Here is a 13,972-nt window from a genome sequence, read left to right on the forward strand (position 1 = left end):
GGGAAGTCCCCGTGCGTTTGCTCGTCACCGGCGCCGCCGGATTCATCGGGTCGACCTATGTGCGCAATGTGCTCGCCGGAGCGTACGGCGATGCCGGCGACGTGCGGATCACGGTCCTGGACAAGCTCACCTACGCGGGTAACACCGCCAACCTCGCCGACGTCCAGGACCACCCGGGCCCGACCTTCGTCCAGGGCGACATCTGCGACACCGCGCTGCTCGCCGACCTCGTCCCGGGACACGACGCGGTGGTCAACTTCGCCGCGGAGAGCCATGTGGACCGGTCGATCGCCGGCGCGGACGACTTCGTACGCACCAACGTCCTGGGCACCCAGGCCCTGCTGGAGGCGGCGCGGGCGGCGCGGGTGCCCCGGTTCGTGCACATCTCCACCGACGAGGTGTACGGATCGATCGAGACGGGCTCCTGGACCGAGGACTGCGCCCTGCTGGCGAACTCGCCCTATGCCGCGTCGAAGGCCGGGGCCGACATCCTGGCCCGCGCCTACGCCCGCACCTACGGGATGGACGTGAGCGTGACCCGCTGCAGCAACAACTACGGCCCCTACCAGTACCCCGAAAAGCTCATCCCCCTCTTCGTGACCAACCTGCTGGAGGGCGGGCAGCTGCCGTTGTACGGAGACGGTCTGTGCGTGCGCGACTGGCTGCACGTGGACGACCACTGCCGGGGCGTACAGCTGGTGCTGGAGAAGGGCAGGCCCGGCGAGGCCTACAACATCGGCGGCGGCGAGGAACTCACCAACGTCGAACTCACCCACCTGCTCCTGGAGGCGTGCGGGGCCGGGCCGGAGCGGATCACCTACGTACCCGACCGGCCCGGCCACGACCGCCGTTACTCCGTCGACGACAGCAAGCTCCGGGAGCTCGGGTACGCCCCGCGCGTCTCCTTCCCGGACGGCCTGGCCCGGACGGTCGACTGGTACCGGGACAACCCGCAGTGGTGGAAGCCGCTGCGCCGCGCGCTGTCGGCAGCGGCCTGAGGCCGCACAAGGACGTGAAACGGCCCGGGCAGTTCCTGCCCGGGCCGTTTCGCATGCCATGGACGGCGGCGTGTCAGCGGCCGTCGAGGGTGAAGCGGTAGAGCTTGTTGTTGTGGCCGCTCAGGCCCTCGCCCACATTGGAGATGTAGTAGCCGGAGCCCCAGTACACGCTGCCGTCGACCACGGCCGCCCCGCCCCAGACGGAGCCGCCGCTGGCGAAGTCCCACAGGATCTTGCCGGTCTCGCCGTCCAGCGCGTACATGTTGTTGCCGCTCGGCGCCGACGAGCCCGCGTACATCACGCCGTTGGCGTGGGTGATGAAGGAGTCGTCCAGCCACTGGCCGTCCTTGCCCTGCGGGTCGGCGGTCTGCCACTCGATCTCGCCGGTGGCGGCGTTGACCGCCGCGAAGAAGCCGCTGCTGACCGTGGACTTGGTGCCGTCGGCGGCCTTGATGGTCCAGGGCAGGTGAGCACCGTTGCCGATGCCGACGTAGATGCGCTTCCCGTCGGTGGCGGAGCCCCACTGGATGCCGCCCAGCGGACCGCCGGGGCCGACCTGCGTCTGCCACACGGTCTTGCCGGTGGCCGGTTCGAGGGCGTAGTAGACGCCGCTCTTCTGACCTATGCCGAGCAGGTCCTTCGGCTTGCCGTCGATCTCGGTGGTGTAGAGGTTCGCGGCGGAGCCGAAGTCGAAGTCCGGGGCCTGGTTCTGCTCGTACATCGTCCAGGTGTCGGCGGTCAGGGTGTGGCGGGCCCACCTGAGCTTGCCGGTCTTCAGGTCCAGGGCGAGCACGCTGTCGAAGTGGTCGTCATCGGCCGGCGGGGTGCAGTCGGTCTGCTTCGGGTTGAGGCAGACACCGGGCGGCGAGGTGTAGTTGTTGCCCGTGCCCACGAACACCAGGCCGGTCTTGTGGTCGACCACGGGCTGGCTGCCCCACACGGAGGCGCCGGTGTAGCCCTTCGGGATGGTGTAGGTCTTCCACAGGATCTTGCCGGTGCGGGCGTCGATCGCCAGGACCGCTCCGCGGAAGTTCGGCTTGTCGTGCAGGATCGACGCCTTGGAGGACGTCCCCACGTAGATGATCCCGTTGTCCACGGTGGGGGAGGAGGTGATCACCGTCGTCGGGTCGTCGTCGACCTTGGTCAGCCACTGCTTCTGGCCGGTCTTGGCGTCGACGGAGATGACGTACGCGCTCTTCAGCGCGGTCGTCGTCAGCGTGCCGGTGCCGATGTAGAGGTTGCCCTTCCAGTACGCGGGGCTGGTCCGGGACATGTGCCCGTCGACACCGTCGTAGCTGGAGACGGCGTTCGACCAGATCTCCTTGCCGCTGTCGGCGTCGATGGCCCACAGCTTGCCGCCCCAGTCGGGCACGTACACGGTGCCGTTCACGACGGTGGGGGTGGCGGAGACGTCGCCGGCGGTGGTGAAGGTCCACTTCGGCGCCAGCTTGCCCACGTTCTGCGGGCCGATGGTGCGCTCGGTGGCGGCATGGCGGGTGTTGTGGTTGTTCTGTCCCGCACTGGCCCACTGGGGCTGCACGGGGACGCTGTGGGCCCTGGCGGACTCGGTGCCGCTCGCGGTGGGGGCGCCGGTCGCGGCGGGCGCGACGGTGGCCAGCAGGAGGGCGGCGCAGCCGGCCGCGGCGACGGACAGCCGTCGCCACAGCTTCGGGCTCAGTGCGGCCCGTCGTCTCGTACTGGTGGTCATGGAGTGATTCCTTCGTTCCTTGTGGAGGGGGCGGCCGGCCGGATCGCCGGCCACGTGTGGTGTGGTCTGCGCGGGACGCGCGGCTACGGCGCGGCCGCCACGGGTGCGTCGATCCAGTCGGCGACCCGCACCTCGACGGTGCCGGGGGCGTCCTCGGCGCCGACGGCGCTGCCGGAGAGCTGCTGGAGGAACTGACGCGCGGGCGCGTTGCGCCGGGTGGGCCGGTAGGCGAGCCGCAGGGTGCGGCAGCCGGCCGCATGGGCCTTCTCGCTGAGCATCCGCAGCATCCGCGTCTCCACCCGACGGTTGAGGACCCGGCAGCTGAGCAGGAAGACCGGAACGTCCAGCACGTCGGCGTCGGCCCGTGCCAGCACGAGCCCGACGGTGCCGTAGTCGCCGAAGACGTCGCGGACCCGCACCGTCCAGCCCCGGCCGCCGCCGTCGAGCAGCCGGCGCAGCTCCGGCACCGTGAAGGCGGTGCCCGCCAGGGTGAACTGCGTGGTACGGGAGGTCAGTTGGGCCGCGCGGTCCAGCGCGGAGTCCGTCAGCTCCTCCATCGTGACGTCGATGGCGCAGCGGGCCAGGAACTCCTCGTAGTCCGCGACGGACTGTTCCAGGGCCCGGCGCTCCGGCTCGGCCCCGTACCAGTCGGCCCGCAGCCGGTCCTCGTCGGTCACCGTGAGCTGGTCGAAGGCCGTCTCCCGGGCCAGCTGCCGCGGTGCCGCGTCCGCGCCGTCGGTGTCCCGGGAAAGCTCCACCACGGCGACCTCGGGCAGTTGCGCGCGCACCGACGCGCATTCCACGGCGTCGTCGTCCACGAAGACGAACGAGTTCAGCGCGAGCCCCAGCTGCTGGGAGAGTTCGGCCAGGTACTGGGCCTTGGGCTGCCAGCCGATCCGGTGGGCGGTGATGTCCGCCATCGTGAGGACCATGCCGGGGTTCTCGGCGAACACGGCCTGGACGTCCGCCTCTTCGTTGCGGCTGCACAGGCACAGCAGCCTGCCCCGCGCGCGCTGGTCCAGCATGAACTCCTGGACCTTGCGGCGCCCGGGGCCGATCTCCACTCCGAGCGGGCCGTCCTCGCCGCACACCCCGGCCCACAGGGTGTTGTCGCAGTCGAGCACCACGACCTTGCGGGGCCTGTTCCACGTCGTGGCGGCCAGCCGCACCAGCCAGTCGGCCAGTGCGTCGAAGTACCCGTCGGTGTAGGGGAGATGAGCGATGCGGTCGGCGTACTCGTCGTGCGTCTCGGGCACGTCGTAGCGGTCGGTGAGGTCGTCGAGCGACACGAGGTGCATGCCGGGCAGCGGCTCGACGGTCTCGGCGATCCGCTGCGTCGCTGCCTCGATCCACCGCGCCGCGACGGGGTCGGCGAGGGCGCCCGGCGACGGCGGGGTCAGGGCCACCAGCCAGGTGGCCGCGCTGCGGGTGGGTGCGGCGGACAGCACGGGGAGCAGCTCGTCCAGGAGCCGGTCACCGGCCGAGGGGGCCGAGGCGCCCCGGTACAGGTCCTCGGCCCGCACCAGCAGGACGTTCACCCCGGCGTGGGTCAGCAGCACGCTGCCCGGGTCCAGCATCGGCTCCACCAGCTGGCCGTACGGTGCCGCCTGGATCTCGCGTCCGGTCTCTTGCAGCCGCCGGGCCATGGCGTCTTTGAGCCCGTCCGTGGTGAAGGTCGCGGCGAGGGCGATGCCCGGATTCCTCGCGTCGCTCATGCGGCCCGGCCGTCCAGGTGGGCGCGGACGACCGCGGCGAGTTCGGCGGCGGTCGTGTCGTTGCCGAGCGCGTGCACGGGCAGTTCGACGCCCAGTTCACGCCACAGCCGCGACAGCACCCGCACGGCGCGCATCGAGTCCCCGCCCAGCGCGGCGAAGGGGACGTCGGGGGCGACCACGTCCTGGCCCAGTACCCCGCCCAACGCCTCCAGCACCGTGCTTTCCACGGACTTCAGTTCGTTCGCTTCCATCTCGAGAACACCCTCGTTTCGGCCGTTACCGGCCAACGCATATGGCGGAAAAGGTGAAACAGGCCCGACGGCCGAAACCTGGTGGCCGGATAGAGGCCCAAGGGGTCGCTCTTGGGCGCCGCACGATGGATTCCGGATCGTACCTGTTCAGGTTCTTAGGTGCAGCGTGCACCATGTCGGTCGAGTTCGGTCAAGCGCAGGAGCTAGAGGGAGACTTGAGCCCGCCGCCGGCAGCGCAATCCGCCGATGCCCGGCGAATCCCGGTGCGTTACGATGCCGCCCGCGGTCGTTGCCCCACACATCGATCTGCCAGGTCCTGGCGATCCACTGGCACCGCCCGAGCCGAACACAAGGAGAAACAGCCATGCGCAAAAACGGGTTGGCCAGTCTCATCCCTCTTTACTTCATCATCCTGATCGACAACTTGAGTGTCAGTCTCATCATTCCGGTGCTGATTCCCATCTCTTATGACGCCGATATCGGCATCATGAGCAGCGGCGGAACCAGTACGCGTGACCTGTTCTACGGAGTCGCCATCGGCAGCTATTCGCTGGCGATGTTCTTCGGCGCCCCGCTGCTCGGCTCGCTGTCCGACCACTTCCGCCGCAAGAAGACACTGGTGCTGTGTCTGCTGGGGCTGGCCCTGGGCTACGCGCTGACCATCACGGCGTTGCTGCGCCGGGACGTCGTCCTGTTCGTCGCCGGGCGGGTGATCGGCGGCCTGTTCTCCGGCAGCCTGCCGGTCGCCCAGGCGGCGATCCTGGATGTCACGCCGAAGGAACGCCGCGTCAACTCCATCGGACTGATCATGTTCTGCGTCTCGTCCGGTTACGTGGTGGGCCCGCTCATCGGCGGTTACCTCAGCGACTCCACGCTGGTCTCCTGGTTCGACCTCAAGACCCCGTTCGTCTTCGTGGCCGGGATCACGCTGCTGAACCTGCTGGTCCTGCTCGTCTCCTACCGCGAGGAGCCGGCTCCCGGGCCGACGGGGCGCATGGCCTTCCCGAACCCGGTCAAGCACCTGATGGAGTCCTTCGCCTTCCCCGGGGTCAGGGTGCTCTCCGCCGCCCTGCTCCTGATGTCCCTGGGCTGGACGGCCTTCTTCCAGTTCATCGGCCTGTACCTGACGGCGAACGAAGGCTTCGACCAGCGCTCGGTCACCAACCTCATCTCGGTGGTCGGCGTAGGCCTCGCGGCGTCCTTCCTCTCCCTGGTGCCGCTCTCGATGAAGTACCTCAAGCCGCAGGTCGCGGCGGCCGGAGCGCTGGCCGTGATGACCGTGTGCATCGCCGGCACCGCACTGACCGGCTCGAAGGCCGTGCTCTACGCCCTGTGCCTGGTGGGCGCGGCCGCCTACGGCATCTGCTACAGCGGTCTGGTGGGCATGATGTCGGCCGCCGTGGACGACAGCCACCAGGGCTCCGTCATGGGCACGGCCGGTGCCATCGCGGCCATCTCCGCGGGGCTGTCCGGTGTCGTCTTCGGTGTCATCGACGGCTCCAGCTCGCTGCCCATCTTCTCCGCTGCGGTCTTCGTCCTCCTCGCGTTCCTGCTGTTCGCCGTGCAGAGGACGGGCGGCAGCACCGGCTCCAACGGGGAGTCGCGGCAGAACGCGGACACCACCCCCGCCCTCTGACAGCCGCTCCCGGCGAAGCCGTCCGGCCGGGAGCAGCGCCCGGGCCCGGTGCCCCTCCTCGGGCACCGGGCCCTTGTCACACCCGGCCTGCCGGGACCGGGCCGGCGGCTTCCTCGCCGATCAGGTGGGGGACTCCGCCGGCGGCCGCGGGCTCAAGCAGGCGGCGCACCAGCTGCGCCGCGACCGGCTCCACCGGCCCGGCCGTCTCCCGGGCGCTGGGCGAGTTGGTCTGCTCGGTCCACAGCATCCCCGGCCGCGCGAGGTGGAACGCCACGCCGGGATGGTGCCGGGCGGCCCAGTGGACCAGGCCCTCGACGGCGGACTTGGCCGCGACGTAGTGCGGCCAGTCGCGCGGCGGTTCGCGCAGGGCGGCCGAGGAGATCACCAGGCAGGTGCCCCGCCCCGGTTCCAGGAGCGGGAGCAGCCCTGCCATCGGCGCGCTGACCAGCCGCAGCGAACCGGTCAGGAACGCGTCCATCCGCTCCAGGTCGCCGGCGGCCAGGCCCAGCGTGCGCAGGGGCGGGGCCGCGCTGCACACCAGGAAGTCGAGCCGGCCGTGCTCCTGCTCGACGCGGGAGCGGAGTTCGCCGCTCCAGCGCGGGTCCGCAGCATCGCCGGGCACGGAGTGCAGCCGCCCCGGCAGCCGGTCGCCGTCGTCCAGCAGGCTCTGCGGCAGCGTGCCCCGGTGCCCGACGAAGACCTCGCACCCCTGCGACGCCAGGGCCAGGGACAGGGCCGCGCCGAGTCCGCGGCTGCCACCGACGACGACGGCCGAGGTGCCCCGCAGCCGGGTGGACGGGCTCAGGTGCGCGCCCAGCGTGGCCGAAGTCGCCAGCGGAGCGGGCGTGCGGACCATCGCCTCGATCTCGGCCTCGGCGACGACCACACCGTCCGCCGTGATCTCCCCGACGATCGACACCAGTCCGAAGCGGGGGTCGGTGTGGACCACGCGGGCGGTGTACGACAGTCGCGCCCGGCCGCTCGCGGCGACCGGGAGGAATCGCAGCGCCACCCGGCCGAGCAGGCAGTTTTCTCCCGGCAGGCACATCCCGGCCAGATAGCTCGACCACAACAGACAGGCCAGCGGCGTCCGCCCGAGCAGCCGGGAGGCGACCGGGAACCGGTCGCGCAGCGCGTCGATCCCGTCCGGGCCGTACGCGCCGGACACCGCGGTGCCCGGCGGCAGGTCCGCGATCGTGTGCCGGGGCGCCGACCGGGCCGGCGGCACGGGCAGCGGGTCCAGGTCCGGCGGGGTGCCGGGGCGCACCCGTACGGTCAGACAGGCGCGGTCCCCGTCGAGCAGCCGGTGGCCGGAGCCGGGCCGGGCCCCGTCCAGCGCCTCGGAGCGGTAGCGCACGCCGGGGAAGACGGGGTTGCCGAAGTCGACCTCGACGGCCGTGGCGCCCGCCCCGTCCGGCGCCTGTTCCTCCAGCGTCGCCAGGGCCGCGAGGACGCCGTGGGCGACGGTCCGGCCGAAGGGTGTGCGGCGGGCGTGGGCGGGCGAGCAGTGCAGCGCGTTCCGGTCGCCGCTGACCCGCGCGAACAGCGCCACGTCGTCTTCCGAGAGCAGCACGTGTGTACCTCCAAAAGCACTCGGGTGGAATTTCCGCAAGGCCGGACGCTTGAGTATCGCTAAAGCCGCGGTGTCCAATTGCGGCCCGGAAGCAGTTGGACACCCGACAGTGCAACGGGCCCCGTTCCTGCCGGTGACACATGATCCCCGCACGGCATTATGGGCGTGGTGGGGCGCTGCTCCACAAGGTCGACCGGGATTCAAGTGCAGGTATACCGAAGCGGCGTAAGAATTATTCGGTGGCCTGGGCGGATGAAAGGTCTGTGTGTGCATGACGGAGCGACAGGCGAGCGCCTACGAGCGCTTTCAGTGGTATCGGTACCAGCAGAATCCCGATGACCCGGGACTCACCGTCAGTTATGTGTACGCGCTGACCGGAGACGTCGACACCGACCGTCTCGACGACGCACTGCGGGAAGTGGTTTCCACCGCGTTCCCGCGACTCCTCTGCTATTTCACCGAAGTCGGCGGAGAACTGGTGGCGAAGAGCCGTCCGGTGCCCCGGCGGGTGCTGCGGGGCTGCGAGCGGCAGGACAACCTCCTCGACCCCGGCGGCATCGACCCCACCGGCCAGGAGCTCTTCCGCTTCCGGTTCTGGCGGGAGTCCGGGGAAAAGCTGCTGCTCCGCCTGGACTTCAGTCATGTGGTGTTCGACGGCGGCTGCTACGCGCCCTTCCTCGCCGCCCTCAGCGCCTGCTGGCAGGGCGAAACCCCGGTCCTTGAACGGTCGTTCGGCACTGCGACTCGGTCCGACGCCGCAGCGAGCGCCTCCTACTGGCGGTCGATGCTGGCGGGCCGCCGGCTGCACCAGCCGCTGCCCTTCTCCAGCCCGGTGCCTCACCAGGACGGCCGCCGTATCTCGGTCAAGGAGACGATCACCGGCGAACAGGCCGAGGACATCCACCGGTTCCTGCGCCACCACGAGCTGAGCCTGCTCCAGTTCGTGGTGGGCGTCACCGGTGCCCTCGTGCACGCCTACGGCGACGACGACCGATCCGTCGTGGTCGCGCACACCGTGGACACACGGGCGTACGGAGCCTCCTACGGCTGTCACACCAATCTGCTGCCGCTGTGGCTGGACGTCTCGGCGGAGCGGGCGGGGCCGTCCGGGCTGGCGCTGCTCGAGCAGGTGCGCGCGCAGCGCGAGGAGCTGAGGGACCACCAGGGCTTCCCGACGTTCGACCTGCTCGCCCTGGCCGCGACCGAGCACGGCCGCACGGTGGACCAGGGCGGCAGCGCCCTCAATCTCGTCGTGAACTCCTCCTCGGCGATGCTGCCGACCGCGGTGCCGGAGCTGAGCGGGGTGGACGTCTCCTGGGTCCGCAAGCCCGACACCGGCAGTTCCAGCGAACTGAGCGTCAACTTCAGCTCCGACGAGCAGGGCATCCACCTCTCCTTCGACTCCGCCACGCGCGTGCTGTCGCCTTCGGCCCTGTCGGCGCTGGCGACCAACTTCCTGCGCATGGCCCGGTTCGTGATCGCCGAGCCGCACCGGCCGCCGTCGCAGTGCGACCTGTCGCGCCCGCTGGAACCGGTGGCCGAGGGGGCCGTCCGGCCCACCCCGGCCCACCAGGGCCTGGGCGCGGCCCTGATCGAGACCGCAGCACAGGACCCGGACCGGGTGGCCGTCGTGGACGACCACCTCTCGCTCACCTACGGTCAACTGCTCGGCGCTGCACACCGACTGGGCCGCGCCCTGGCCCCCGACGGTGCCCCGGCCCTCGACGGCGCGCGGGCGCAGCAGCGGCCGGTCGGCATCTTTCTGGAGCGTTCGGCCGCGATCCCCGTCGCCTACCTGACCGCGCTGGCGCTCGGGCGCACGTTCGTACCGCTGGACCCCCGGCTGCCGGACAGCCGGCTCGCGTACATGGCCGAGACCGCGGATCTGGGCGCCGTCCTGGTGGACGCGGCGACCCGGGACCGGGCGGCACGGCTGTTGCCCCGCCTCCCCGCGCGGGAGGTGGACGGCGCGCTGCTGACCGCGTCCGCCGGGGCCCCCGGGCCGCGCGACGCCTGGCCGGTGACTGCGGCCGACGCCGACCGCACCGCCTACGTGATGTTCACCTCGGGATCGACCGGCAACCCCAAGGGCGTGGCGGTGAGCGAGGGCAACCTCGTCAACTTCCTGCACTCCGTGCGCCAGGACCCCGGTATGGGCCCGGACGACCGCATCGTGGCCCTGACCCCGATCGGCTTCGACATCTCGCTCCTGGAGATTCTGCTGCCGCTGCTGTGCGGCGCGAGCGTCCAGGTGCTCTCCGACGAGGCCAGGACCAGCGCTGCCTTGCTGGCCGAGCGCATCGACAGGGGCGGGGCCACCGTCGTCCAGGCCACGCCGTCCACCTGGCGCATCCTGAAGACCGTCGGCTGGCGGGCCGGGCGGCCCATGACGCTGCTGTGCGGCGGGGAGGCCCTGGACCGCGATCTCGCGGAGTACCTGCTCAGCCAGAGCGCGGCCGTCTACAACATGTACGGCCCGACCGAGGCGACCATCTGGGCGAGCTGGCAGCGCGTGACCGACGCCGGGCGCATCCACCTGGGAGAGCCCGCACTGGGCACCCGTTACTACGTGGTGGACGCCGACGGGCGCTCCGTCGCCCCGGGCATGCGGGGCGAGCTGATGATCGCCGGCGACTGTGTGGCCCAGGGCTATCTGAACGCCCCGGCGACGGCCTTCGCCGCGCTGCCCGACGGCACGCCCTCCTACCGGACCGGTGACCTGGTCCGGTACGAAGGCCCGGCGCACCTCACCTACGTCTCCCGCAAGGACGGCCAGCGCAAGGTCAACGGCCACCGGATCGAACTCGACGAGGTGGCCGCCGCGGTGGCGGCCCAGGCGCCGTCCGCGACCGTCGTCGCCGTCGTGCGGCCGGAGCCCGAGCCGCACCTGCGCTGCTTCGTGTGGCTGCCCGCCACCGAGAACTTCGACGCCGCGGCGGTACGGGAGCGGTGCCGGGAGACCCTGCCGTACTACATGGTGCCGCAGGCCGTGCACCGGCTGACCCGGATCCCGCTGACGGCCAACGGCAAGACCGACGTCAAGAAGCTGAGCGAGGCCCCCCTGCCCTCGCTGGACCTGTACCCGCCAGACGAGACGCCCGCACCGGCAGCCGACGAGAAGCGGGCCGGAGCGGACACCGGCGAGGCGGGCGGGCAGGACCTCCTCGCCGAGCTGCGCCGGCTCGTCGCCGGTGAACTGGGCCTCCCGGAACCGGACGCCGACCGGCCGCTCGGCTATCAGGGCGTCAACTCGGTCGGCTACAACATCCTCGCCGCACGGATCCGCGAACGGTACGGCGTCGTCGTCCACGCGCACGACTTCTACCGCATGAACACCTTGCGCAACGTCGCCGAGACCGTCGCGCGGCTGTCCGAGGGCCGGCCCGAGGGGCGGCGGGACGCCCGGACGACGGCCGCGCCGCGACCGGCACCGGCACCGGACCGGCCCGGCACCGACGGCCGCCTGGCCATCGTCGGCCTCTCGGCGGTCCTGCCCGGCGGACCGGACCCCGACGCGTTCTGGCAGACCCTGCTCGACGGAAGGGACTGCATCGGGCCCGCCCCTGCCGAGCGCCGACTGCCCGGTGAGATGGCCGGTTTCCTCCCCGGCATCAAGGGGTTCGACGCCAGGTTCTTCTCCATCTCGCCACGCGAGGCGAGCTGGATGGACCCGCGCCAGCGGCTGCTGCTGCAGTCCGTCTGGCACACGCTCGAAGACGCCGGGTACGCCCCCTCCCAGCTGAGCGGCTCGCGCACCGGCTGCTACATGGCGGCCACCGGGAACGACTACGCGCTGCTCCAGGCCAGGGCGGGCGCGCGGCAGATACCGTACTCGCTGGTGGGGCACTCCATGAGCCTCATCGCGGGGCGCATCTCCTCCTGGTTCGACTGGCACGGCCCCTCCACGGTCCTCGACACCGCCTGCTCCGGTTCCCTGGTGGCGCTGGTCAAGGCGTGCCGTGACCTGCGCGCCGGGGTCTGCGACGCGGCTGTGGTCGGCGGCGCGAACCTCATCCTCGACTCCCAGATCAACGAGGGTCTCCAGTCCGCGCGGTTCCTCTCCCCCGACCACCGGTGTGCGGCCTTCGACGCCTCGGCCAACGGCTACGTCCGCGGCGAGGGCTACGGAAGCTTTCTGGTCAAGCGACTTGAGGACGCCCTCGCCGACGGCGACCACATCCGTGCGGTGGTCGAGAGCGTGGCGGAGAACCACGGAGGCCGCGCCAACTCGCTCACCGCCCCGAACCCCAACGCCCAGTACAGCCTGCTCCTGGACGCCTACACGCCCGAACTCGCCGCCCGCACCGGTTACATCGAGACCCACGGAACGGGAACGGTGCTGGGCGACGCGATCGAGATCGACGCGCTGAAGCGGGCCTGGGAGCAGCTGGTGCCGCGGCCCGCCGAGCGCCCCGTCTGGCTCGGCGCGGTCAAGTCCCACATCGGGCACCTGGAGCCCGCCGCGGGAGTCGCCTCCGTGACCAAGGTCGTCAAGGCCTTCGAGCACCGGATCCTGCCGGCCAATCTGCACTTCCAGGAGCTCAATCCCGGCATCAGCCTGGAGGACCAGCCCTTCGAGGTGCTGCAGAAGAACGTTCCGTGGGAGGACGACGGCGCCCCACGCGTGGCCGGCATCAGCTCCTTCGGCTTCGGCGGCACCAACGCCCACGTCGTGCTCTCCGCGCCGCCGAGCTCTCCCGCCCGGCGCGGCACCCCCGCACAGACCCGGCTGGTCCCGCTGTCGGCGCGCACCCCGCAGGCGCTGCGCAGGCTGACGGCCAGGCTGCTCGACCACATCGAGCGGACCGGGCCGCTGTCGGACCAGGACCTGCTCGACCTCTCGTACACCCTGTGCCGGCGCGAGCACCTGGCGTACCGCCTGGCCTGGTGCCCGTCCTCCGCCGGCGATCTGGTGCACGCACTGCGCACGGCGGGCGAACCGGTCCACGCGCCGCCGGCGGAGCGGGAACACGACGCGCCCGAGCCGACTGCCGAGTCGGCCCGCGAGCGGTACCTGGCCGGTCAACCGGTCGACTGGCGGGCGCTGTTCGCGGGGGCCGCGCCGCGCAGGCTGCGGCTGCCCGCCTATCCGTTCGAAGAGACGGATCTCTGGTTCACGGATGAGGGACGAACGCCATGACGACCGAAGTCGACGAGGCGACCGCCCGCGGCGCACGCGGTGCCGCGGTGGAGCCGGTACAGCTGCTCCCGGCCGGCGAGCCGGGCACCTTCCGGGCGCGGATCGACCCCGAGCACACCTACCTGAGGGAGCACCTGGTGCGCGGCCGGCGCGTGCTGCCCGGTGTCGCATGCCTGGAGATGGCGGTGCGCGGCGCTGCCCAACTCAGCCCGGACACACGGACGTTCGCCATCCGGGACGCCGCCTGGCTGCGGCCGGTCTCCGGTGACGAGCCGTTGGACGAGCTCTTCGTGGCCTTCAGGTCCGCGCCCGGCGCGACGACGGTGGACTACACGGTCACCAACCGCGGCGCGCTGTGCGGCATGGGCACGCTCCTGCTGGAGAGGCAGGACCGCGCTGCCGCGGTGGGCCTGGACGTGCGGGACGAGATCTGCGCGAACACACGGTCCCACCTCACCCGACGGGACATCTACGAAGAGTTCTCGAACATGGGCATCGACTACGGCCCGTACTTCCGCCGCAATACCTATGTGCAGCGGTACGGACAGCGGTCGTTGGCCTGGCTGTCGCACAACGACGGAACGCCGATGGGGCTGGTGAACCTCCTCGACTGTTCCTTCCAATCAGGCATGGCAATTTCCATCGGAGAACACCGTGACAGCTTGATGCCTTTCTCCATGGGGCATATGATCTTTCACGCTCCGGTGCGATTTCCGGCCGACTCCGCTTTCGTCCTGACGGAAAAGCTTTCTCCTTTCAGGACCAACTTCACGGTATACGACGAGGATTACGAACCGCTTCTCTCGGTTTTCGACCTCGGCGTGAAGCCCGCTCTTTGAACCCGGCGTCCTAGGCATAGGGGATTTTGTTGAGTCGCAACGAATGGCGAAGCGGAAATGCCGCGTCCGGTACAGCGCGCCCCGATGTCTCGCTGGTTCGTCGTGCCGCCGT

Annotated in this window: 8 protein-coding genes; 4 read left to right on the plus strand and 4 right to left on the minus strand. The window is 70.9% G+C overall.

Annotated features, from left to right (window positions below):
• Positions 1-11: 11 nt before the first annotated feature.
• Positions 12-998: a dTDP-glucose 4,6-dehydratase gene (gene rfbB / locus AQI88_RS26005; RefSeq protein ID WP_067003679.1), complete on the plus strand. Its 987-nt coding sequence runs from the start codon at positions 12-14 to the stop codon at positions 996-998.
• Positions 999-1,071: 73 nt separating this feature from the next.
• Here rfbB and AQI88_RS26010 read toward each other — a convergent pair whose 3' ends face one another.
• From AQI88_RS26010 to AQI88_RS26020, 3 genes are all read right to left on the minus strand, one after another.
• Positions 1,072-2,706 carry an outer membrane protein assembly factor BamB family protein gene (locus tag AQI88_RS26010; RefSeq protein ID WP_079057801.1) on the minus strand — a complete coding sequence of 545 codons (1,635 nt, stop codon included), beginning with the start codon at positions 2,704-2,706 and terminating at the stop codon, positions 1,072-1,074.
• An 83-nt stretch (positions 2,707-2,789) separates the two neighbouring features.
• Entirely contained in the window at positions 2,790-4,421 is a 1,632-nt protein-coding gene (locus AQI88_RS26015; protein ID WP_067003680.1) for an HAD-IIIC family phosphatase, read from the minus strand.
• Positions 4,418-4,672, minus strand: coding sequence for an acyl carrier protein (locus AQI88_RS26020; protein WP_067003682.1), 255 nt, complete (start codon positions 4,670-4,672; stop codon positions 4,418-4,420). The genes AQI88_RS26015 and AQI88_RS26020 overlap by 4 nt, the downstream gene beginning before the upstream one ends.
• A gap of 364 nt (positions 4,673-5,036) precedes the next feature.
• Here AQI88_RS26020 and AQI88_RS26025 point away from each other — a divergent pair, with 364 nt between their 5' ends.
• Positions 5,037-6,308 carry an MFS transporter gene (locus AQI88_RS26025; RefSeq protein WP_067003685.1) on the plus strand — a complete coding sequence of 424 codons (1,272 nt, stop codon included), beginning with the start codon at positions 5,037-5,039 and terminating at the stop codon, positions 6,306-6,308.
• 76 nt (positions 6,309-6,384) lie between these two features.
• On the opposite strand, the gene AQI88_RS26030 is transcribed toward AQI88_RS26025, so the two are convergent.
• A complete protein-coding gene (locus tag AQI88_RS26030; RefSeq protein WP_067003687.1) occupies positions 6,385-7,881 on the minus strand; it encodes an SDR family NAD(P)-dependent oxidoreductase in 1,497 nt (498 codons plus the stop codon).
• Between the two features lie 271 nt (positions 7,882-8,152).
• On the opposite strand from AQI88_RS26030, the gene AQI88_RS26035 reads away from it, so the two are divergent.
• The gene (locus AQI88_RS26035) at positions 8,153-13,021 is read left to right on the plus strand and encodes a beta-ketoacyl synthase N-terminal-like domain-containing protein (protein ID WP_067003688.1); all 4,869 of its coding nucleotides are present in this window, start codon (positions 8,153-8,155) and stop codon (positions 13,019-13,021) included.
• Entirely contained in the window at positions 13,018-13,860 is an 843-nt protein-coding gene (locus AQI88_RS26040; protein ID WP_067003690.1) for a polyketide synthase dehydratase domain-containing protein, read from the plus strand. Before AQI88_RS26035 ends, AQI88_RS26040 begins: the two co-directional genes overlap by 4 nt.
• The last annotated feature ends 112 nt before the right edge of the window (positions 13,861-13,972 follow it).

The organism is Streptomyces cellostaticus, assembly GCF_001513965.1.
GTDB classification, from domain to species: Bacteria; Actinomycetota; Actinomycetes; order Streptomycetales; family Streptomycetaceae; genus Streptomyces; species Streptomyces cellostaticus.